The following is a 22,381-nucleotide window of genomic DNA, read 5'->3' as shown; positions in this document are numbered from 1 at the left end:
CTCCTTTACGTATATAGGAATATTCCTCTTCAATATACAGTTTTTAGAAATGAAAAATCAACTTTTCTTCCTCACTATACTTACATTAGGCCCTTTCTAAAAACTGTAATATGTAAGGAACATAGTAAAATTCCGTATTAAATATAGTCTATGTAAAAAAGCCCGCACTAATGTGCGAGCTTTTTTTATACTTATCGTTTTCCTTTTTCATAAGGAGTTCCTAATGCTTTTGGAGCTTCAGAACGACCTACAAAACCAACAAGCGCTAATATTGTGAATACATACGGCAATATCGTTAAGAATACACTTGGAATTTCTTTTAGTACTGGAATTGTACCGCCTGTTATTCCTAATGATTGAGCAAATCCGAAGAACAGAGCCGCTCCAAGAGCACCGAGTGGATTCCATTTACCGAAAATCATTGCTGCTAACGCCAAGAAACCTTGTCCAGTAATTGTAGCACCTGAGAAGTTACCAGAAATCGACATAGCGAAGACCGCTCCACCAACTCCTGCAAACATTCCAGATATAGCAACTGCAATATAACGCATTTTATATACGTTAATCCCCATCGTATCCGCTGCCATTGGATGCTCACCAACCGCACGAAGACGAAGACCGAACGGCGTTTTATAAATGATATACCAAACGACAAACGCTAAAATAATAGCAATATATGATGTTAACGGTACATTAGAGAAAAAGATTTTTCCGATTACCGGAATATCCGAAAGACCCGGAACATCGATTTTTTCAATGCGGTATTGAATGAAATCAGTTTGTCCTTTGCCAAAGATTTTCTTAATCGCAAATACTGTTAAACCAAGTGCTAAGAAGTTAATTGCTACTCCGCTCACTACTTGATCTGCACGGAATGTAATGGATGCTACTGCGTGAAGAAGTGCAAACAATCCACTACCAATTGCTGCAAATAATAATGCAATCCAAGGAGTCATCGATCCCCACGTATCACCCATTAATAACGTTGTAACAATACCAATAAATGCACCAAATAACATTAAACCTTCTAACGCTATATTTACAACTCCAGAACGTTCACTGAACACTCCACCTAACGCCGTAAAAATAAGTGGCGCTGCCGTATATAACGTACCCGTCACAAGAATGGCTAAAATATCTAAAAAGCTCATTTATTTCCCCTCCTTGCTCATGCGTGTAAGTGCCCAGCGTAAAACATAACTGCACGCTACAAAGAAAATAATACATGCAATAATAACGTTAATTAACTCCGAAGGTACATCTGCTTCGAAATTCATTTGTGGTGCTGCACTTTTCAAACCACCAAACAGTAAAGCTGCTAATAGTATACCAAATGGATTATTTCCGCCTAAAAGTGCTACCGCAATCCCATCAAATCCAATACCAGTAAACGAAGACATTGCTGTCATACTTTGGAATGTCCCTAATCCTTCCATAGCTCCACCAATTCCTGCAAAAGCACCAGCAATTGTCATTGATAATACAACATTACGCGATACTTTCATTCCTGCGTATTGAGAGGCATTTTGGTTAAAACCAACCGATTTTAATTCATACCCTAACGTTGTTCTATCTAATAAGAACCACATTACAATCGCAATGATAATAGCCACAACAATTCCCCAGTGTAAACGAGATCCATCTGTCAATGAAGATAACCAATCAGAAGCTAACGAAGCACTTGCTTGTACGTCATAAGATTTTTCATTACCTTCGTGGATAAAACGTTTAATAAGATCATACGTAACATAAAGTGCAATGTAGTTCATCATAATTGTAACAATTACTTCATTTACTTTAAGTTTCCCTTTTAAATATCCAGGTATAAAGCCCCATAAACCGCCGACAATTGCCGCCACTAAAATAGATAACGGAATATGCAAAATTGCTGGTAACGACACTGCATATCCAAACCAAACAGCAGCGAGCCACCCAACTAATAACTGTCCTTCCACCCCAATATTGAAAAGACCTGTACGAAATGCAAATGCTACTGAAAGACCAGCTAATACAAGCGGAATCATCGTACGCAACGTCTCACCGATAGCTTGTGGATTGCCAACCATCCCTTCCCAAAGCGCGGCATATCCAACAATTGGATCATATCCACTAACTAACATTACAATGGCACCAACAAGTAAACCGAAAACTACGGATAACACAGGTACTAAAATATTAATTGTTCGTTCTGTTAAAAATTTTTTAGCCATTTGTGTTCACCTTCTCTTTCCCTGTCCCGCCGGCCATTAATAATCCAAGCTGTTGTTCATTTGTTTCTTTCGCATCCACAATTGCTACAATTTTCCCTTCATATATAACAGCCACTCGATCGCTTACATTTAAAATTTCATCCAGTTCTAAAGATAAAAGCAATACTGCCTTACCATTATCTCTCTGCTCAATTAATTTTTTATGAATAAATTCAATCGCACCTACATCTAAACCACGTGTCGGCTGTGCTGCAATTAGTAAATCTGGATTACGATCTACCTCACGTGCAATAATTGCCTTTTGTTGGTTTCCACCAGATAGAGCGCGTGCTAACGTTTGTTCACTAGGTGTACGTACATCAAACTGTTCAATAAGTGCTTTCGCTTTTTCTGTAATTTTACTAAAATTTAAAATCCCTTTCTTTGAAAATGGATTTTTATAGTATGTTTGTAAAACAATATTGTCCCGAACAGAAAAATCGAGAACAAGCCCGTGTTTATGACGGTCTTCAGGAATATGACCAATCCCCTCTTCTGTTATTCTTCGAACAGGCCAATTCGTTATTTCTTTTCCTTTAATTGCAATAGAACCTGACTCAACTTTTCGTAAACCAGTAATCGCCTCTATTAATTCACTTTGACCATTTCCATCAATCCCTGCAATCCCAACGATTTCTCCTGCACGAACAGTTAAGTCAAGGCCTTTTACAGCAGGTAACTTGCGCGTATCATGAACAATTAGGTTTGCAATAGATAGTACTTCTTCCATTGGTTTAGCTTCTATTTTTTCTGTTTTAAAATTCACTTGACGTCCGACCATTAACTCTGCAAGTTTATGCTCATCCGTTTCCGCTACATCAACAGTACCAATCCCCTTACCTTTACGAATAATTGTACAACGATCGCAAACTTCCATAATTTCTTTCAACTTATGTGTAATAAGGATAATAGATTTCCCCTCTTGCACAAGCTTTTTCATAATTTGAATCAACTCATGAATTTCTTGAGGAGTTAACACCGCGGTTGGCTCATCAAATATTAAAATCTCAGCACCACGATAAAGAGTCTTTAATATTTCAACCCTTTGCTGCATCCCAACAGAAATATCTTCAATTTTCGCATGTGGATCAACAGCCAAACCATACTGTTCAGATAATTGCTTAATTTCTTTTGCCGCTTCTTCAACAGCAATTTTCCCGTTTTCCTTCGGCTCATTTCCAAGAATAATATTCTCTGTAACTGTAAAATTATGAACAAGCATAAAATGCTGATGGACCATCCCAATACCAAGGTCATTTGCTATATTCGGATTTGTAATTTTTACAGGTTTTCCTTTAATTTTAATTTCACCTTGTTCTGGTTGGTACAAACCAAATAGTACATTCATCAATGTGGATTTCCCTGCACCATTTTCTCCAAGTAAAGCATGTATTTCTCCCTGTTTTACTTGCAGCGTAATATCGTCATTCGCTACAATGCCTGGGAATACTTTTGTAATATTGTTCATCTCAATTACGTATTCCATTTTGTTCCTCCTTTTAGCAGGGAACACTCCCTAATTACACTCTATTAAAAGTATTTTTATATATGCAAAGGTTAGTTCTACGAACTAACCTTTGCTATTTCTCTATTATTATTTCTTTAGAGAAGCTTCATATGTTTTATATTCTTCATCAGTTGCAGGGACTTTAATTTCACCGTCAGTGATTTTCTTCTCAAGCTCTTCTACTTTTGTTAAGATTTCTGGATTTACTTTTTTCACATTGTCAGTAGTTTTCGCAATACCAACACCGTCATCTTTTAATCCGAATTCTTCTACTTTACCGCCTTTTAATTTACCGTCTTTCGCTTCTTGTGCTACTTTTGCTACTGCAATATCAACACGTTTTACCATTGATGTTAAAGTTACGTTTTCAGGCATACCTTCTTGATTTTGGTCACGGTCAACACCGATTACCCAAACGTTTTCACCTTTTTTCTTACGGTTTTTCGCTTCTGTGAATACACCGTTACCAGTTGCACCTGAAGCATGATAAATTACGTCAACTCCACCACCGTACATTGCTGAAGCTAATACAGAGCCTTTTTCTGGTTTATCAAATGCATCAGCATATTGTGATACGATTTCGATATTTGGATTTACTGCTTTTGCACCAGCTTTAAAGCCTGATTCAAATTTTGTAATTAATGGGCTTTTTACACCACCAACAAACCCAACTTTATTTGATTTTGTCGTCATCGCTGCTACAGCACCAACTAGGAATGAACCTTCATGGTCTTTAAATGTAATACTTGTTACGTTTGGCTTCTCTACAACTGTATCTACAATCGCAAATTGCTCTTTTGGATATTGTTCAGCTACCTTTGCAATTGATTTTTCCATTAAGTAACCAATACCAAATGTTGTGTTATAATGATCTTTCGCAAACTTCGTTAAGTTCGGGATATAATCAGCATCTTTACTTGATTGAAGATAACGATATCCTTCATTTTTCTTTAAATTATTGTCTTTACCGAATTTCGTTAAACCTTCCCAAGCTGATTGGTTAAATGATTTGTCATCAACGCCCCCAACATCCGTAACCATACCAACTTTAAACTCTTTTTTGTCGCTACTCGCTTTATCCGAGTTACCACATGCACCTAACACCGCACTTGCTGCTAATGTTAATGATAATAAAAGACCTGTTTTTTTCTTCATACTAGAAACCCCTCCTGAAATGATTTGTCTATTTTTTATACGCTGCTGTCCCTAACTTCTTGCTGTCACCTCCCTAAAAAGGAACTTACCTACATACGTTTTCTTAGTACGTGGAAGCTAAACTTATCAGCTCTAAAGTAATTGATAGAATATAAGATTGGCTCATCATTTTGATCATAGTGCATTTGTTTTAATACTAGCAGTGCCGTTTCCGGTTCACATTCCAAAATCGGTGAGATTTTCGGATGATAGCCAATTGGCTCAATATGAGCAACTGCGTATGTGATACGTTTGTGCGTATTGTTATGTATCACTGTAAGCAATGATTCTTCGTTGTATCCCGATAAATCTGGCAAGATTTCTTTTGCAAGTTTATCGATACAATATACAACAGGTTCCCCATCTGCTGTACGCACACGCTCAATCATCACTGCATTAAAACCATCTTCACTATTAAACTTCTCTTTTTCTTCTTCTGTTAAACTTGTTGTAGATGATGATAAAAAGATAGTTCCTGGTGTTTTCCCCACACTAGAAATCATATCTGTAATACTAGAAAGTTGTTCAATCCCAGAAGAAAATAGCGGTTTTGCATTTACAAATGTTCCTACACCATGTCTACGAATGACAACATTTTCTTCTTCTAAAATACGCAGCGCTTCCCTTAAAGTCGCTCTACTTACGCCAAGTTCTTTCGCTAAATCAAACTCTGATGGCAACTTTTGTCTTTCTTTGTAAGCCTCATCTTTAATCTTTTCTTTGATGTGATCAATCACCCGTAAATATAGGTGACGACTATCGGATTTTACTGACATAAGACTCCCCCGCATTTCAATTATTCGACCTCTGATGTAAGACTTCTTTTCTCTTTTTTCAACTTACAACATAATAAAAATTGCTAAATACTAAAAATAAGCATAATTGTCGAATAAATATTAATAATTTTTTTTAAAAAATTTTCACTCTTTACTGCATAAAAAAAACTTTGCACCATAAACATTCCTCATAGCGAGAAAAAGTTCGGCACAAAGATCTCTTACATCCTTTGTTACACACTTTTCCCCTCATAGTCTAGCAATTCATGGTTGCCAGGTAGAAACTTATGGACCTTATCTCCAAGATTATATGAGGCAGTGATTCTTTTCGAAGTAATCTTACCACTTGCTCCCATACTTGTCAACAAAATTTAACATTTTTCTACATGAAATATCGAACATTCACAAAAAACCACACCAAAGTATTCGTATTCTAAAGAACCACCTTAAATGTAAGCCCTTTCTTTATCGCTGGATATAGTATATAACAAAACCAGCATATAAAAAAGCCTAATTGTAAAAACAATTAGGCTTTTTTTATGAACTTTTTTCTTGTACATCATTAATGAGCACTTCTCGTGGTTTACTACCTTCATAAGGACCTACTACACCATTCATTTCCATTGCATCAATTAAACGGGCAGCACGCGTATAACCAACTCTAAACCTACGTTGCAACATAGAAACAGAGGCTGTTTGCATTTCCACTACGAGCTGAACTGCTTCATCATATAATTCATCTTCTACTTCCTGCTTCGTATCAGGAACATCTTGCGGGATCATATCTTCTTGATATTGCGCTTTTTGCTGACCAATAACATATTCTACAACTCTCTCAACTTCATCATCTGATAAAAACGCACCTTGTACACGTACAGGCTTCGATGCACCAATTGGTATAAATAGCATATCTCCACGACCTAGCAGTTTCTCTGCACCACCGCCGTCAAGAATTGTACGAGAATCTGTTTGAGAAGAGACAGCGAATGCAATACGTGATGGAATATTCGCTTTAATAACTCCCGTAATGACATCAACTGACGGACGTTGCGTTGCAATAATTAAATGAATACCGGCAGCACGAGCCATTTGCGCTAGACGCATAATCGCATCCTCTACATCCGACGAAGCAACCATCATTAAATCTGCTAACTCGTCCACAATTACGACAATATAAGGTAATTCCGGTTGTTTCGCTTCTGATTGATTATTATGCTCTTTTATATAATCATTATATCCTTCAATATTTCGCGTGCCACTATGAGCAAATAACTCATAACGGCGCTCCATTTCACTTACAACTTTTTTCAATGCTTGCGATGCCTTTTTCGGATCCGTTACAACTGGTGTTAACAAATGAGGCACACCGTTATATACATTTAACTCTACCATTTTCGGATCAATCATCATTAATTTTACTTCATGTGGTTTTGCACGCATTAAAATACTAACAATAATACCGTTAATACATACACTTTTCCCGCTACCTGTCGCACCTGCCACTAGCAAATGGGGCATTTTATTTAAGCGGGCTAATACAGCTTCACCTGTAATATCTCGTCCAAGCCCTATTAACAACTTCTCTTCCGGATGATTGTTAGCTTTAGAATCAAGAACTTCTCTAAGCGTTACCATGGAGACTTCTGAGTTCGGAACTTCAATTCCTACAGCTGATTTCCCGGGAATAGGCGCTTCAATACGAATGTCTTTCGCCGCTAACGCAAGTGCTAAATCATCACTTAAACCGACGATTTTGCTTACCTTTACTCCCATATCAGGATACACTTCATATTTTGTAACTGCAGGACCTCTATGTACTTTTGTTACTTTCGCTTTCACTCCAAAACTTTGGAAAGTACGTTCTAATTTACGAGCATTCTCATAAATTTCCGCATTTTCATTTGTAACTTGCTTATTCTTTGGAAATTTCAATATATCAAGCGCAGGAAGCTTGTAATCTTTATTTTCTACATTTGAAAATTGCATAGGAGGTGCTTGTGTTTCCCCCTCTAGCGATTCAACGATTTTTTCTCCACGCTTTTTCTTCGGCTCTTCAACTGGTGGAGCCTCTTCAATAAACGGTGAAGTGATTAACTCTTCTTCCTCTACTTCAATTCGTTTATCCTCTTCTTCATTTACAGGATAATTCTCAGTGAAATTCGAAATAATCGGAGGATCAATTGAGATTTCTTCCATCGGCTCAATAATTTCTTCATGTTCTGCAGCACGTTTGCTCCTTGTGCTTCTTGTTGTTTTTTTCTTTTCTGTTTGTTCAGCCGTTCTTTTGGCTCTCCAATCTTTATAGTCCCCTTGCATCACTTGAAATTGACTTCTAAGAATTCTACCAACTGGAGCTAACACTTCTCCAATATGCTTATTTGTTATACAAAGTATACCGAGAATAACTAAAATAATACCAATAATATAAGCTCCAACTTCGTCAAATAAGAAGTAACAAGTGGCGAACATAAGTGCACCAAACATGCCACCACCTAAATGAACGCTATCTGGCCCTTTTTTCATTTCAAGAAAGAAATTATCTTTCGTACTTACAATAACAGAAGTATTTTGCACTGCTCCATCTTTCGTAAGAAGGTTAAATAATGTAATATGACTAAACATTAATATCGCCAATACTATTAAATAAAAACCGATTAACCGTTTATTTAAAAGGTTCGGCCATCCACGTTTTATAACGAATGAAACGGATAAAGCTATTACACCTAACACACCAATTATGTACCACTCACCAAAGAAGAAGCGAAAAAATAACACAAACGATTTTCCTACAACGCCTAGCTGTAAAATCGTAATGATTGAAAGTGCAAAAAGAGTTAAACCGACGATTTCATAATACAAAGTTGGCTTTATCGTACGTCTTGCCTTTGCCTTCGTCCCTCTTTGCTTTTGTTTTGCCATTTCTTCACCTCGTGATCTACATATAAGTAAAAATCCCTAAAAAACTCTGCTTATATGTTTGTTTTATCTATTTTTTCAGGTCTTTATATCTTCTATTTTTACACTTCTTGTAAAATGTTAAATAAACAGAAGAAAGCAGCCCTCTCATGGCTGCTCAACCGTCTTGTTTTTTATATTATACCATAGCTTCTAAACAAAATCCTTCTTTTTGCTAAAAGGTTATTTTCTGTCCCGGCTCAAACTCTAAGTAGTGAAGCGGATCGGTACTTAACACACGTACAATAGAATAACTCCCATGTTCTTCTTCTGAAACCATTAATTCAACACCATTTATATTTACGACTTTTTGACTTTCACATTGCGAATAATCGGCTGGATACACGAGTTGCTCTGGCATAATTGTATATAAAATCATTGTAACATTGTCCCTTCTGCATGATCATCCGCGCGATTATCTATTAATTCGTTTAATTTTCGGATTGCATTTCCGATACCACCGACATCATCTATAAGACCATACTTCACTGCATCTCCACCAATTACATTCGTACCAATATCTCGCGTCAAATTTCCTTTCGCAAACATAAGCTCTTTAAAACGATCTTCCGTTACTTTCGAATGCTTCGTCACAAATCGAATGACTCTTTCTTGCATTTTATCTAAATACTCAAATGTTTGCGGCACCCCTATAACAAGACCTGTTAGACGAATCGGATGAATTGTCATCGTCGCAGTTTCCGCAATAAATGAATAGTCAGTAGAAACGGCAATCGGCACACCGATAGAATGCCCTCCACCTAAAACTAAAGATACTGTCGGTTTTGAAAGTGAAGCGACCATCTCAGAAATTGCTAGCCCAGCTTCAACGTCACCTCCAACTGTATTTAACACTAAAAGCAAGCCTTCAATTTTCGGATTTTGTTCAATCGCAACAATTTGCGGAATAATATGCTCATATTTTGTTGTTTTATTTTGCGGTGGCAACTGAACATGACCTTCCACCTGTCCAACAATTGTTAAACAATGAATACGTGATTCATTCATTTGCGGTACATTCGTTTGTCCAAGCTGCTGAATTTTTTCCACTATTGAAGCTTCTTTTCCGGTTTCTTTCGGCTCAGCCTCTTTCTCTTCATTTGTATAACGATCACGTTCTGTCATATCGCATCCCCTTTCACTCGTATATAATTAGTATTTCTTAAGTTATAAATTTCATTCGATAGAGTGAAAAAAGAAAAAAAATCACCCGTAAAGGTGATTTTTTTTATACTTCCATAATAATCGGTAAAATCATAGGTTTTCTCTTCGTCTCTTCGTACAAGAACTGCCCTAATAATTCACGAATATTTTGTTTTAACATAGACCATTCAATTGAATATTCTTTAATTGATTGCTCAACAATCATACGTACAATCTCCGTAGAGCGGTCAATTAACGCTTCTGATTCACGTACATATACAAATCCACGTGAGATGATTTCTGGACCAGAGATAATTTTCTTTTCATCTTTACCCAGTGTTACAACAACTACTAATATTCCATCTTGAGATAACATTTTTCTATCTCGAAGAACGATATTACCAACGTCACCTACACCTAATCCATCAATTAACACATTACCAGCTTGCACTTTGCCAACTAAGTTTGCTTCATCGTCACCAAAAGCAATTACATCGCCTTTTTCTACAATAAAGATATTTTCTCTTGCAATACCTACATCTTCAGCTAAGTATGCATGTGCTTTTTGCATACGGAACTCACCATGTACGGGTACAAAATATTTCGGTTTCATTAAATTTAACATTAATTTTAATTCTTCTTGGCTACCGTGACCTGAAACGTGAACTTTTCTTTCACCGTAATAAACAACTTCAGCTCCCGCTCTAAATAACAAGTCAATAATTTTTGATACAGATATTTCATTACCTGGAATTGGAGATGCCGCGATAATAACCGTATCACCTTTACGAATTGAAATTTGTTTATGAGCTTGCTTTGCCATTCTAGAAAGGGCTGCCATCGGTTCACCTTGGCTACCTGTCGTTAAAATAGCTACCTTTTTCTCTGGGAAATTGTCTACTTCTTGTAGTGAAATAACCATACCTTCTGGAACATCTAAATAACCAAGACGTCTTGCGATATCTACCACTTTCACCATACTACGTCCTACAACCGCTACTTTTCGTCCTGTTTCAGCAGCTGCATCAAATACTTGTTGAATACGATGTACATTCGATGCAAATGAAGCAACGATAATACGTCCTTCTGCGCCGTAGAACACTTTAGAAATTTCTACACCAACTTCTTTTTCAGAACCGGTATAGCCTGGACGCTCAGCATTTGTACTATCAGATAATAAGCATAGAACGCCTTCATTTCCGATTTGAGCCATTTTCCCAAGGTCTGCTCCACTATTTCCAATTGGAGTTTGATCGAATTTAAAGTCTCCCGTATATACGATCGCACCTTTTGATGTATGGAAACAAACACCAACAGAATCTGGAATACTATGTGTCGTTCCAAAGAATGACACCGTTGTAGTATTGAACTCTACTGTTGAATTTGAATCGATTGTTTTTAAATCTACACGGCCTAACATACCCGCTTCGCCAAGTTTTTCTTGTATAAGTCCTACCGTTAATTTCGTTGCATACACTGGAATTGATAATTTACGAAGTACGTAAACAATGCCACCAATATGATCTTCATGACCGTGAGTAATAAATAAACCTTTTACTCGCTCTTGGTTTTCTACTAAATATGTAATATCAGGAACAACGATATCAATTCCAAACATTTCATCTCCCGGGAACATTAACCCTGCATCTACAATAAAGATTTCAGAATCAATTTCAACACAGTACATGTTTTTCCCGATTTCACCTACTCCACCAAGAGCAAATACTTTAACAGACTCATTCTCTTTTCTCTTCATGTTGTTGCCTGGTTTAAAAATCTTTCAAACACTGATTTCACTAAAATTGCAGAGATACCAGGGGAAACTCTACAACCACCATATATTCACCGTCCAAGACGAATGTCCTTACCGTTATGCGATATCATGTCCTTGTTTATTTTTTAAACCAGGTTTCACCTCTCTTTCATTATATAAATCAAATATCTTATTCGATATGATATGAAAATGTAATCAAATTATAATTTTTACCAATTTTGCTAAGCATACCCGTACTAAGCTACTTAGCCATATTATACCTGATACAAGAAATAGAACACAAGTTAAATCGTGCGAAAGAAAAAGGAAAAGAACGCATTCCCAACAAACTTATCGAACTGATGTCCTTGATATTTACTCCGATTTCGTACCCCATATCGTTTTAAAGAAATAGCTATAAATACTCTAAATTTATTTCATAATATAGATTTTAAAGACTTATTTTTCTAGAATTGAACAAAAATACTTATAAAATGGAGTTTTTTTATGAATTACGTCATATTTGAAGTAATTACTCTCAAAAATAGAATTGGTACTTTATTACGTTTATATAAGCGTTCATTCTATAAATAACTATGACTTTTTAATTCCTTTAAAGGGTTAAGATTATTTTCTTTTACATGTTGCAATATATAATGAAAAACCAGTTAATGATCTTATAAAAACATATATAGGCAAGATAAGAAAAGAGAGGGAAAGACTTTCATACAAATAAAAAATGACCTAGTTCTATACTAGGTCATTTTTTATTAACGAGGGATAGATTGCATAACAGATTGTAACGTTACTCTTTCTTCTTCTGTTAATGGAAGAAGTGGTAAACGTACAGAACCTACATCTAATCCAACCATTTGTAACGCTGTTTTTACTGGTGTTGGACTTGGCGCCATAAATAATGAATCCGTTACTCTTACAAGTAATTGATGTAATTTTTGCGCCTTCTTAAATTCACCTGCTTGGAACGCTGCAATCATTTCTTGCATTTCATTTCCGATAACATGAGATGCTACAGAAACGATACCTTTCGCTCCAACTGCCATAGCTGGTAGCGTTAAACCGTCATCACCGCTGTATACTGCAAAGTCGTCCGCTGTTTTTTCAATGATTTCTGTCATTGTTAGCACATCGCCGCCTGCATCTTTAATCGCAACAATGTTTTCTATTTCTGATAAACGAACAACTGTATCAACGGAGATTTGTACAATAGATCGTCCTGGAACGTTATATAGCATAACCGGAAGCGGCGTGCTTTCAGCAATTGCTTTAAAGTGCTGATACATTCCTTCTTGACTCGGTTTGTTATAATACGGTGCTACTAGCATTACTGCATCAACACCAACCTCTGTTGCTTTTTTCGTTAAGTCAATAGAAGCATGCGTATTATTGCTACCTGTTCCAGCGATTACGGGCACCCTTTTATCGACAACAGATACGACATGGCGATATAACGCTACTTTTTCTTCTGAAGTTAATGTAGGAGATTCTCCTGTCGTTCCTCCTACCACGATTGCTGTTGTACCGTTATCAATTAAATAATTTACCAATTTCGTTGTCTTTGCAAAATCGATATTGCCGTTTATATCAAACGGTGTTACCATCGCGGTTGCAATTGTCCCAAAATCTATCATGGTCTCACTCCTTATTGTTCCAGTTGCTTTTCTTTTGAAAGCTCAAACGCACTATGTAATGCATTTACAGCCTCCACTAAATCAGTTTCTTTTACAAGAACCCAAATAGTTGTATGACTATCTGCTGATTGCAGAATTTGAATACCTTTTTCAGCTAAAGCTGTAACGATTTTCGCAGTAACCCCTGGGTATCCTGCCATTCCAGCTCCTACAATAGATACTTTCGCACAATGCTCTGTCACAATTGGCTCATATCCAAGGTTTTGTAATAGTTCAACTGCACGATTTGATACATTATCACTCACCGTATAAGCTACCCCAGTAGGTGAAATGTTAATTAAATCGACACTGATTCCTTCATTCGCCATTTCTTTAAACACATGCTGCTGCAAATCATATGCTGTTTCTTTTGCAAGTACTTTAATTTGCGTCACATTTGATACATGTGCAATACCTGTAACAGGACGTTCTTCTACATCACGGCCTTTTGTAGCGCCGTCAGATGCTGAAATAAGCGTACCTTCACTATCAGAGTACGTAGAACGTACACGAAGCGGTACTTTTGCATGCATCGCAATTTCAACTGCACGTGGATGAACGACTTTTGCACCTTGGTATGCCATGTTACAAATTTCGTTATACGTTACAGTTTGAAGATGACGTGCATCTTTTACAATGCGAGGATCCGCAGTCATCACACCTTCTACATCTGTGAAGATATCGATATATTCAGCATGAAGCGCAACACCTAAAGCTGAAGCTGAAGTATCACTACCTCCGCGTCCAAGTGTTGTCGTATCACCTTTTTTCGTTTGTCCTTGGAATCCTGTCACAACGATTACATCTACATTTTCTAGCTCTTCGTGTATACGATCACAATTCATTTCAATAATCTTAGCATTTGTAAAATCATCATTTGTTACAAAACCAGCTTGTGCACCATTTAATGCCGCCGCTTTTATACCGTTCTCATTTAACATGTTAGAGAAAACGATTGCTGAGATTAATTCTCCGCATGATAATAATAAATCTTGCTCACGATTAGAAATGTGAGATTCCTCTTGATTTACAAGACTTAACAACGTATCAGTTGCATATGGTTCACCTTTACGACCCATAGCAGATACGACAGTCACTACTTTATAACCCGCATCTAGCGATTTTTTTATATGATGAAGCGCATGCTTACGTCCATTTTCATCACGTACAGATGTGCCACCAAATTTTTGAACAATAATTTTCATATTTTGCACCTTCTCTTAGCCGTTTACACTAATTGTAATTTTACTAAGCGCTCTGCAATTTGAACAGAATTCCATGCAGCGCCTTTTAATAAGTTATCAGATACGACCCAAAGATGGAATCCTTTATCGTTATTTAAATCTTTACGGATTCTTCCAACGAATACTTCGTTTTTACCTACTGCAGTAGCTGGCATTGGATATAATTGCTCTTCTGGGTTATCTTGCAGAACGATACCTTCCGCATTTGCAAGTAAGTTCTTTAATTCCTCTACTGTTACGCCCTCTTTTTCTACTTCAATGTAAACAGACTCAGAGTGACCTGATACAACTGGTAAACGTACACATGTTGCCGCTACTTCTAGCTCTGGCATATGCATAATTTTTTTCGTTTCATTAATCATTTTCATTTCTTCAAATGTAAATCCATTATCTTGGAACTTATCAATCTGTGGAATCGCGTTGAAAGCAATTGGGAAATGTTTCTTATCACCTGATACAGGTAAAACATTCGCCTTCACTTCTTCACCATTTAAGATTGCTTGTGATTGTTCATGAAGTTCTTCAATCGCTGCCGCACCAGCACCTGATACAGCTTGATATGTGGAAACGATTACTCGTTTTAAACCATATTGCTGACGAACTGGCTCAAGAGCTACTACCATTTGAATTGTAGAACAGTTTGGATTTGCAATAATACCGTTATGTTCTTTTAAGTCGTTTTCATTTACTTCAGGTACAACAAGTGGCACGTTTTCTGTCATACGGAATGCACTTGTATTATCAACAACAATCGCACCGCGCTTTGCTGCTTCTGGCGCTAATTGTTTTGATACAGATCCACCAGCACTAAATAGTGCGATATCTACTCCTTCAAAACTTTCAGGAGTTGCCTCTTGAACTGTAAATTCTTCGCCTTTAAATACAAGTTTCTTACCTGCAGATCGTTTAGATGAAAGTAACGTTAACTTCCCGATTGGAAATTCTCGTTTCTCTAAAGTATTTAACATTTGTTCACCAACTGCGCCGGTTGCTCCAACTACAGCGACATGAAAAGTTTTTTGCTTTTCCATCACTATGCCCCTTTCTAGATACCAATCCTTCTATAACTTAGAATGAGAAGGAGTATAGAATACCCCTTCTAATCTTAATAACGTTAATTTTATCATATTCTACAGTAAGAATGATGGTTTCATCAAAAATTGTCCGTTTTTTTTCGTTTTTTAATTCATATATCTGAATTTTTCTACGACAACCGGTTGCAATTGCTTCCCTTGCAGTGCTTCTAATACTGTATCTTCAAGCAGCTCCATGCGTGCTACCATTGAGTTCGGTTTTTTCTCTGGTGCGTCTTGACCGAATGGGACGAAGTAGATGTTTTTTGTGGCCATTAGGCGCATGAGATTTACTCCATTAAGCCCTAAAGCATCATTCGTCGAAACGGCTAATACGACAGGCTTGCCATTTCTTAGCGTCGCTTTTGCTGCCATTAGTACTGGAGAGTCTGTCATTGCATTCGCAAATTTACTCATAGAATTTCCTGTTAAAGGAGCAATTACCATACAATCTAATGGGATTTTAGGTCCAAGTGGTTCTGCGCCAACGATTGAATTAATCGCTTTAAAACCTGTTACTTCTTCAATCTTTTTAATCCATTCTGCCCCTTCGCCAAATCTCGTATTTGTTGATTGAACAGTGTAAGAAACAACTGGACGCACTTCAGCTCCCTCAGCAATTAACTTTTCTAAATGAGGCATTACTTCTTCGTACGTACAATGTGAACCCGTAAAACCAAACCCTATTCTTTTCCCTTTTAAATTCATTCCCCATTCTCCTTTCTTGCGATTACATCTTCTGCTAATAACTGAGAAAGAACGTTCGCTAAAATTTGTCCTGCTGTTTTTGGAGCAACAATACCTGGCAATCCAGGTGCTAACAGCGCTTTGACTCCTCTTTTTTCTGCATATCTAAAGTCGGTACCGCCTGGTTTAGAAGCTAAATCAATTACTAACGTATGAGCCGGCATTTTTGAAATGACATTCGCTGTCACAACGAGATGTGGAATTGTATTAATGACAATATCGATATCCCCTACTTCTTTCTCAATGTTCTGCATATGAAAAGGAGAAAACATCATTTCTGTAATACGTGCAATATGTTCCGATCGTCTTGCTCCAACTTTGACATGGGCTCCTAATGATTGAAATGCTCTGGCAACGCTCATCCCTGTTCTACCAAATCCTAAAACCATTACATTAGAACCATGAATTGTATAGTCGGTATGTTGAATTACCATCATTAATGTACCTTCTACAGTTGGTATAGAATTGTAGATTGCCACATCATCACGATCAAATAATTTAATTAGTTTACGGTTTGTAGTAGATACGAGATTTTCCAAGTAAGGCGTACCAATACCTGAATATATAGTAAAATGTTCTGGTGTATTTTCAATTTGTTCTTTCGTTATAGAAACTTTTTCATTTGAAAAAATAGTATCTACTTCTCCCTTGGCATTTGTACCTGCAACTGGCAAAATAATTGCATCTAAAGAAGTGAAATCTAAATTTTGTATACTTTCTTTTGCTGCCCCTGTGAAGCCATGGTCTAACTGATCAAACCCTATCAATGAAAGTTTCGCATCCAATTCAACGAGCTTGCGAATTACTTCTAGCTGTCTTGCATCTCCTCCTATGACAGCAATATGCATCTCAGTCAACATTCCCTAATTCACCTTCTTTTTCTGTCATTTATAAGAAAAGTGCCTACTTTTTCTTTTTCCTCCACATCATATGTAATGTACGAGTTTTAGGTGATTGAAAAACCAAAAGCACCTATCATGTATCCCGCTATTTGTATGTAGGAAGGCCCTACCTCAAAATTCGGCATAGGAAAGATATTCTGTTGGATTTTGCTCTGAGTAAAATGAACAAAAAAAGATGACCAAAATGGCCATCTTTCACTTCGAATTTGAACGATCTGTAATATCACAAAGAATCATATCATGCCCCACTTTTTTAATTTGCCTCCATGCTACTCTTATTTCTTGTGGTTCCTTTTTGAAACCTCCCCATTTCCCAGCAGGTATAATAAGAGCCTGTATTTGTCCATCCTTCTCATCAACCTCTAAATCCACATAACCTAAAACCCCCATTTTTTCTGCTCTTTCTAAATTAACAATTTCTTTCCCGCTTAGTTCACTTAATCGCATACTCTCACCCCTATCCAAATTATTCATTTAAGTTATCCATAATTAGTACCTATTCTATATACCCACAAAAAATAACCGTATCTCATTTAAAAGAGATACGGTTATTTTTAAATCATATATAGTAATTACAGTTTTATTCCTTTTGGAAGTTTTCCATCTGGACTAATTAATGCTGCAGAAAATTCATCTGTAAACATGTTACGAATTAACTCATCTACATTTTCTTTTGTTACCGTGTTTACACTTTCAATAATCTCATCAAGTGAACGGTGCTTACGAAGTAGCAATTCATTTTTACCATTACGGCTCATACGACTATTCGTACTTTCTAAACTTAACATTAAGTTTCCTTTTAATTGTTCTTTACTATTCATAAGCTCTTTTTCTGTAATACCTGTATTTTTCAATGTTTCTAATGTTTCTTGCATTGTTTCATACAGTGTATCCAATTGTTGGCTACCTGTTCCACCATACAGCGTTAACATGCCTGTATCTTCATAAGAAGAATGGTAAGAGAATACTGAGTAAGCTAACCCGCGTTGCTCACGTACTTCTTGGAATAAACGGCTACTCATACTACCGCCTAAAACGTTATTTAATACAATTAAGTTATAAATATCTTCGTGTCCCATTTGTAAGCCTTTATATCCTAAACATAAATGAGCTTGTTCTGTTTCCTTTTTACGTGCTACCTTATTAAAATGGAAAATTGGGCTATGTACTTGTTCACGGTTTTTCGTTCCTTCATAACTACCGAAATATTGCTCTACTGTTTGTAAAAAGGCTTCATCAATATTTCCTGCAATTGATACAACTACATTTTCAGGTGTGTAATGATCCTTAATATATTGACGTAGCGTATCACCTGTAAACGTATTAAGCGTTTCTTCTGTTCCTAAAATAGGATATCCAAGCGGATGCGTTTCATATGTTGCTTTCGTTAACATATCATGCACAATATCATCTGGAGCATCTTCGTACATTTTAATTTCTTCACATACGACATTCTTCTCTTTTTTCAGTTCTTCTTCATCAAATGTTGAATTAAAGAACATATCTGCTAATACATCTAAAGCATATTTAGCATGCTCATCTAGCACTTTTGCATAGTAACAAGTGTATTCTTTTGAAGTAAAAGCATTCACTTGCCCACCAATGCTATCAAATGATTCTGCAATTTCACGTGCACTACGTGTTTCTGTTCCTTTAAAGAACATATGCTCTAAAAAGTGAGAAATCCCGTTATTTTTTTCATTTTCATTTCTTGATCCTGCATGGATCCAAATACCAATCGCAACCGATCTTACAGTTGGTATATTCTCCATAACTATTCTTACACCATTTTTACAAGTATATTTTTTAATCAAAAACTTTCCTCCTACTGCCAGTTTCTCTAAATAAGTGCTATTATTTAATGATAACAAGTTTAAGGATGAATGTCATGCAAATGTATTTAATCTACACGTTTTTCATCCAGTAATTCTGTTATATTCCCTACTTTATATCCTTGTTCCTTCAATTTTGTAATCATTGTATCTAATGCTTCTGTTGTGGACGAAGTAGGATGCATTAATACGATAGCACCTGGATGTATTTTTCTCATTACTCTCTGCAATAGTACACCTGGCTCAGGTCGCTTCCAATCAATTGTATCAACAGTCCACATAATCGTTCCCATTTGAAAATCATCTGCAATTTTCACGACTTCATCCCGAAAACTTCCACTCGGCGGTGCAAACCATCTTACCTTTTGATTCGTAGCTGCTTCGATCATTCGATTTGTTTTTTGTAACTGATCTCTTATTTCATCAGACGATAACGTTTTCATATTAGGGTGTGTGTAAGAATGATTTCCAACTTCTTGATTTGCATCGACAATCATTTTTGCAAATCGTAAATTTTCTTTCACCCAACGTCCTTCTAAAAAGAAAGTCGCCTTCACATCATGCTTTTTCAATATTTCTAATATATGAGGCAAATATTCATTTCCCCATGCCACATTTATTGTTAACCCGACCATCTTTTTATCCGGATGACCTCTATAAATTGGTGCTGGTGATAAATCTTCTAAGTGGACACTCGGTGATACTTCCTTGAATTCAAGATGTTTTTGAACAAACTGCTTTAATTTCTTCATATTGTTATAGGATGCTTCCATATCAACTTGTCTTCCATTATATCCTGGTGTTGCTTTCCATATCTTATCAATCATCGCATTTTGCGGTGCAATCTCATATTGTTTTGCATGCTTTTGAATTTCTTCATATAAGTGATCCTGTGCAAAAACAGAATAAGAACCTGCACTGACATATAAAAAGAATATACATATGTATGCCAATATACGAGTTTTCATATAAACCCTCCCATTAACTATATAAAAAACCATTTTTCTTCTTATCTTTGTTAATTTGAGCGTTATAATGAAAACTATACCTATACTGACATAAAAATATATGCAAATCATATTTTTACATAACAAAAAAAGCCAGTTAAACTGGCTTTTGCTTATTGCTGCTCTTGTTTGTTTTCTTCTTTAGCAGCTTCTTTTTCTTGCTCTTCTTTTAGCAATACTTTTCTAGATAAATTCACGCGACCTTGCTTGTCAATCTCGATAACTTTAACTGTAATTACATCACCGATTTTCACAACGTCTTCTACTTTACCTACACGCTCAAGTGCAAGTTCAGAAATGTGAACTAATCCATCTTTACCGCTGAATAATTCAACGAAAGCACCGAATTTCTCAACACGTTTCACTTTTCCTTCGTAGATTTCACCTACTTGTACTTCGCGAACGATATCCTCGATAATTTTCTTAGCTTTGTCGTTCATTTCTTGATTTATTGAAGAAATGAATACTGTACCATCTTGCTCGATGTCAATTTTAACGCCAGTTTCTTCAATAATTTTATTGATTTGTTTACCGCTTGGTCCGATAACATCACGGATTTTATCCGGGTTAATTGTCATTGTAATAATCTTTGGAGCGTACGCTGATAATTCAGTGCGTGGCTCTGCAATTACAGATAACATATGATCTAGAATGTGCATACGACCAACTTTCGCTTGTTGTAATGCCTCTTCTAAAATTTCACGAGATAGACCATCGATTTTAATGTCCATTTGTAGTGCAGTTACACCGTGTGCTGTACCTGCTACTTTAAAGTCCATATCACCTAAATGATCTTCCATACCTTGAATATCAGTTAAAATTGTGTAATGCTCACCTGATTTAACTAGGCCCATTGCAATACCTGCAACTGGAGCTTTAAGTGGAACACCAGCATCCATCATTGCTAAAGTACTACCACAAATACTCGCTTGTGAAGTAGAACCATTTGATTCTAATACTTCAGATACAAGACGTACTGTGTATGGGAAATCTTTTTCAGACGGAATTACAGGCTCAAGAGCACGTTCTCCTAGTGCACCGTGACCAATTTCACGACGACCTGGTCCACGCATTGGTCTTGTTTCACCCACACTAAATGATGGGAAATTGTAATGGTGCATAAAGCGTTTTGATTCTTCTACACCAAGGCCATCTAAAATTTGCACATCGCCTAATGCGCCTAATGTACAAATACTTAATGCTTGTGTTTGTCCACGTGTGAATAAACCAGAACCGTGTGTACGAGATAAAATGCCAACCTCTGATGCTAATGGACGGATTTCGTCACCTTTACGGCCATCTGGGCGGATTTTCTCAACTGTAATAAGACGACGTACTTCTTCTTTTACAATTTTATATAAAATCTCATTTACTTGTCCTAATGTATCAACATCAGCTTCTTGCGCTTCGTAATGCTCAATTACACGCTTTTTCACTTCGTTAATTGCATCTTCACGTGCATGTTTCTCATGTACTTGAATTGCAGAATGCATATCCTTCTCAGCCATTTCACGTACAGCTTGGTTAAGATCAGCGTCAACTTCATAAAGTTTCACTTCTGATTTCTCTTTACCTACAGCTTGTACAATCTCTTCTTGGAATGCAATTAGACGTTTAATTTCGTCATGACCAAACATAATTGCTTCTAACATTGTTTCCTCAGGCACTTGATCTGCTCCTGCTTCAACCATGTTAATTGCATCTTTCGTACCAGCTACAACAAGGTGAATATCACTTTGTTCTTGCTGTTCTACTGTTGGGTTGATAACGAATTCGCCGTTAATACGACCAACTGTTGCACCCGCGATCGGACCTTCAAATGGAATGTCTGAAATCGATAACGCTAATGAAGAACCAAGCATAGCTGCCATTTCAGAAGAACAATCTTGATCAACACTCATTACGATGCTGACAACTTGTACTTCGTTACGGAATCCATCTGCGAAAAGTGGACGAATTGGACGGTCGATTAAACGACTTGCCAAAATTGCTTTTTCACTTGGACGACCTTCACGTTTAATGAAACCGCCAGGAATTTTTCCGACTGCATATAAACGCTCTTCATAGTTTACTGTAAGTGGGAAGAAATCTACATTTTTTGCTTCTTTTGATGCAGTTGCTGTAGATAGAACCGCTGTATCGCCATATCTTACTAATACTGCTCCGTTTGCTTGCTTTGCAAGCTGACCTGTTTCAACTGTTAGCTGGCGACCAGCTAAATCTATCGAGAAGACTTGCTTTTCTTGACTCATTTAAGTACCCCTCTCAATTTAAAGTATTCAATTCTTCTATGTAAATGGATAGTATATCA

General features: G+C 36.7%; 18 protein-coding genes and 1 riboswitch. All 18 genes read right to left on the bottom strand.

Annotation, left to right across the window (positions count from 1 at the left end; all coding sequences use genetic code 11):
* Positions 1–191: 191 nt before the first annotated feature.
* The 18 genes from PDQ33_RS00760 to pnp all read right to left on the bottom strand — a co-directional run bounded on the left by PDQ33_RS00760 (position 192) and on the right by pnp (position 22,322).
* Positions 192–1,151: an ABC transporter permease gene (locus tag PDQ33_RS00760; protein WP_000008842.1), complete on the bottom strand. Its 960-nt coding sequence runs from the start codon at positions 1,149–1,151 to the stop codon at positions 192–194.
* A complete protein-coding gene (locus PDQ33_RS00755) occupies positions 1,152–2,210 on the bottom strand; it encodes an ABC transporter permease (protein ID WP_001074499.1) in 1,059 nt (352 codons plus the stop codon).
* Complete coding sequence (locus tag PDQ33_RS00750; RefSeq protein WP_270754388.1) at positions 2,203–3,735, bottom strand: ABC transporter ATP-binding protein; 1,533 nt, start codon at positions 3,733–3,735, stop codon at positions 2,203–2,205. The genes PDQ33_RS00755 and PDQ33_RS00750 overlap by 8 nt, the downstream gene beginning before the upstream one ends.
* 108 nt (positions 3,736–3,843) lie before the next feature.
* The gene (locus PDQ33_RS00745) at positions 3,844–4,911 is read right to left on the bottom strand and encodes a BMP family lipoprotein (RefSeq protein ID WP_000730594.1); all 1,068 of its coding nucleotides are present in this window, start codon (positions 4,909–4,911) and stop codon (positions 3,844–3,846) included.
* Between the two features lie 89 nt (positions 4,912–5,000).
* Entirely contained in the window at positions 5,001–5,726 is a 726-nt protein-coding gene (locus PDQ33_RS00740) for a GntR family transcriptional regulator (RefSeq protein ID WP_270754389.1), read from the bottom strand.
* A 232-nt stretch (positions 5,727–5,958) separates the two neighbouring features.
* Positions 5,959–6,060, bottom strand: a riboswitch (purine riboswitch).
* 203 nt (positions 6,061–6,263) lie between these two features.
* The gene (locus tag PDQ33_RS00735) at positions 6,264–8,645 is read right to left on the bottom strand and encodes a DNA translocase FtsK (protein WP_001118775.1); all 2,382 of its coding nucleotides are present in this window, start codon (positions 8,643–8,645) and stop codon (positions 6,264–6,266) included.
* 211 nt (positions 8,646–8,856) lie between these two features.
* Positions 8,857–9,060 (bottom strand): YlzJ-like family protein, encoded by a 204-nt coding sequence (locus PDQ33_RS00730; protein ID WP_000605025.1) that lies wholly within the window; start codon positions 9,058–9,060, stop codon positions 8,857–8,859.
* Positions 9,057–9,806, bottom strand: coding sequence for a translocation-enhancing protein TepA (tepA, locus tag PDQ33_RS00725; RefSeq protein WP_000139815.1), 750 nt, complete (start codon positions 9,804–9,806; stop codon positions 9,057–9,059). The genes PDQ33_RS00730 and tepA overlap by 4 nt, the downstream gene beginning before the upstream one ends.
* Before the next feature lie 103 nt (positions 9,807–9,909).
* Complete coding sequence (locus PDQ33_RS00720) at positions 9,910–11,580, bottom strand: ribonuclease J (protein ID WP_061131605.1); 1,671 nt, start codon at positions 11,578–11,580, stop codon at positions 9,910–9,912.
* A gap of 767 nt (positions 11,581–12,347) precedes the next feature.
* Complete coding sequence (gene dapA / locus PDQ33_RS00715; protein WP_000564761.1) at positions 12,348–13,226, bottom strand: 4-hydroxy-tetrahydrodipicolinate synthase; 879 nt, start codon at positions 13,224–13,226, stop codon at positions 12,348–12,350.
* Positions 13,227–13,237: 11 nt separating this feature from the next.
* Positions 13,238–14,470 (bottom strand): aspartate kinase, encoded by a 1,233-nt coding sequence (dapG, locus tag PDQ33_RS00710; RefSeq protein WP_000692473.1) that lies wholly within the window; start codon positions 14,468–14,470, stop codon positions 13,238–13,240.
* 23 nt (positions 14,471–14,493) lie between these two features.
* Positions 14,494–15,540: an aspartate-semialdehyde dehydrogenase gene (asd, locus tag PDQ33_RS00705; RefSeq protein ID WP_000414848.1), complete on the bottom strand. Its 1,047-nt coding sequence runs from the start codon at positions 15,538–15,540 to the stop codon at positions 14,494–14,496.
* A gap of 150 nt (positions 15,541–15,690) precedes the next feature.
* Positions 15,691–16,290 carry a dipicolinate synthase subunit B gene (gene dpaB, locus PDQ33_RS00700; RefSeq protein ID WP_001049480.1) on the bottom strand — a complete coding sequence of 200 codons (600 nt, stop codon included), beginning with the start codon at positions 16,288–16,290 and terminating at the stop codon, positions 15,691–15,693.
* Entirely contained in the window at positions 16,287–17,189 is a 903-nt protein-coding gene (gene dpaA, locus PDQ33_RS00695; RefSeq protein ID WP_000954725.1) for a dipicolinic acid synthetase subunit A, read from the bottom strand. The genes dpaB and dpaA overlap by 4 nt, the downstream gene beginning before the upstream one ends.
* Before the next feature lie 237 nt (positions 17,190–17,426).
* Positions 17,427–17,678, bottom strand: coding sequence for a YlmC/YmxH family sporulation protein (locus PDQ33_RS00690; protein WP_001239753.1), 252 nt, complete (start codon positions 17,676–17,678; stop codon positions 17,427–17,429).
* Positions 17,679–17,803: 125 nt separating this feature from the next.
* The gene (locus PDQ33_RS00685) at positions 17,804–19,045 is read right to left on the bottom strand and encodes a M16 family metallopeptidase (RefSeq protein ID WP_270754396.1); all 1,242 of its coding nucleotides are present in this window, start codon (positions 19,043–19,045) and stop codon (positions 17,804–17,806) included.
* Positions 19,046–19,131: 86 nt separating this feature from the next.
* Positions 19,132–20,031, bottom strand: coding sequence for a polysaccharide deacetylase family protein (locus PDQ33_RS00680; RefSeq protein ID WP_270754398.1), 900 nt, complete (start codon positions 20,029–20,031; stop codon positions 19,132–19,134).
* Between the two features lie 152 nt (positions 20,032–20,183).
* Positions 20,184–22,322: a polyribonucleotide nucleotidyltransferase gene (gene pnp / locus PDQ33_RS00675; RefSeq protein WP_270754401.1), complete on the bottom strand. Its 2,139-nt coding sequence runs from the start codon at positions 22,320–22,322 to the stop codon at positions 20,184–20,186.
* Positions 22,323–22,381: the final 59 nt, after the last annotated feature.

This window comes from Bacillus cereus group sp. Bc031 (assembly GCF_027716265.1).
In the GTDB taxonomy this organism is placed as follows: Bacteria; Bacillota; Bacilli; order Bacillales; family Bacillaceae_G; genus Bacillus_A; species Bacillus_A paranthracis.
This window is presented reverse-complemented; position numbering and strand designations above follow the sequence as displayed.

Coding starts and splice junctions, on each gene's coding strand:
- PDQ33_RS00760 (WP_000008842.1), bottom strand. CDS start 1,151: ATGAGCTTTTTAGATATTTTAGCCATTCTTGTGACGGGTACGTTATAT.
- PDQ33_RS00755 (WP_001074499.1), bottom strand. CDS start 2,210: ATGGCTAAAAAATTTTTAACAGAACGAACAATTAATATTTTAGTACCT.
- PDQ33_RS00750 (WP_270754388.1), bottom strand. CDS start 3,735: ATGGAATACGTAATTGAGATGAACAATATTACAAAAGTATTCCCAGGC.
- PDQ33_RS00745 (WP_000730594.1), bottom strand. CDS start 4,911: ATGAAGAAAAAAACAGGTCTTTTATTATCATTAACATTAGCAGCAAGT.
- PDQ33_RS00740 (WP_270754389.1), bottom strand. CDS start 5,726: ATGTCAGTAAAATCCGATAGTCGTCACCTATATTTACGGGTGATTGAT.
- PDQ33_RS00735 (WP_001118775.1), bottom strand. CDS start 8,645: ATGGCAAAACAAAAGCAAAGAGGGACGAAGGCAAAGGCAAGACGTACG.
- PDQ33_RS00730 (WP_000605025.1), bottom strand. CDS start 9,060: ATGATTTTATATACAATTATGCCAGAGCAACTCGTGTATCCAGCCGAT.
- tepA (WP_000139815.1), bottom strand. CDS start 9,806: ATGACAGAACGTGATCGTTATACAAATGAAGAGAAAGAGGCTGAGCCG.
- PDQ33_RS00720 (WP_061131605.1), bottom strand. CDS start 11,580: ATGAAGAGAAAAGAGAATGAGTCTGTTAAAGTATTTGCTCTTGGTGGA.
- dapA (WP_000564761.1), bottom strand. CDS start 13,226: ATGATAGATTTTGGGACAATTGCAACCGCGATGGTAACACCGTTTGAT.
- dapG (WP_000692473.1), bottom strand. CDS start 14,470: ATGAAAATTATTGTTCAAAAATTTGGTGGCACATCTGTACGTGATGAA.
- asd (WP_000414848.1), bottom strand. CDS start 15,540: ATGGAAAAGCAAAAAACTTTTCATGTCGCTGTAGTTGGAGCAACCGGC.
- dpaB (WP_001049480.1), bottom strand. CDS start 16,290: ATGAATTTAAAAGGGAAAAGAATAGGGTTTGGTTTTACGGGTTCACAT.
- dpaA (WP_000954725.1), bottom strand. CDS start 17,189: ATGTTGACTGAGATGCATATTGCTGTCATAGGAGGAGATGCAAGACAG.
- PDQ33_RS00690 (WP_001239753.1), bottom strand. CDS start 17,678: ATGCGATTAAGTGAACTAAGCGGGAAAGAAATTGTTAATTTAGAAAGA.
- PDQ33_RS00680 (WP_270754398.1), bottom strand. CDS start 20,031: ATGAAAACTCGTATATTGGCATACATATGTATATTCTTTTTATATGTC.
- pnp (WP_270754401.1), bottom strand. CDS start 22,322: ATGAGTCAAGAAAAGCAAGTCTTCTCGATAGATTTAGCTGGTCGCCAG.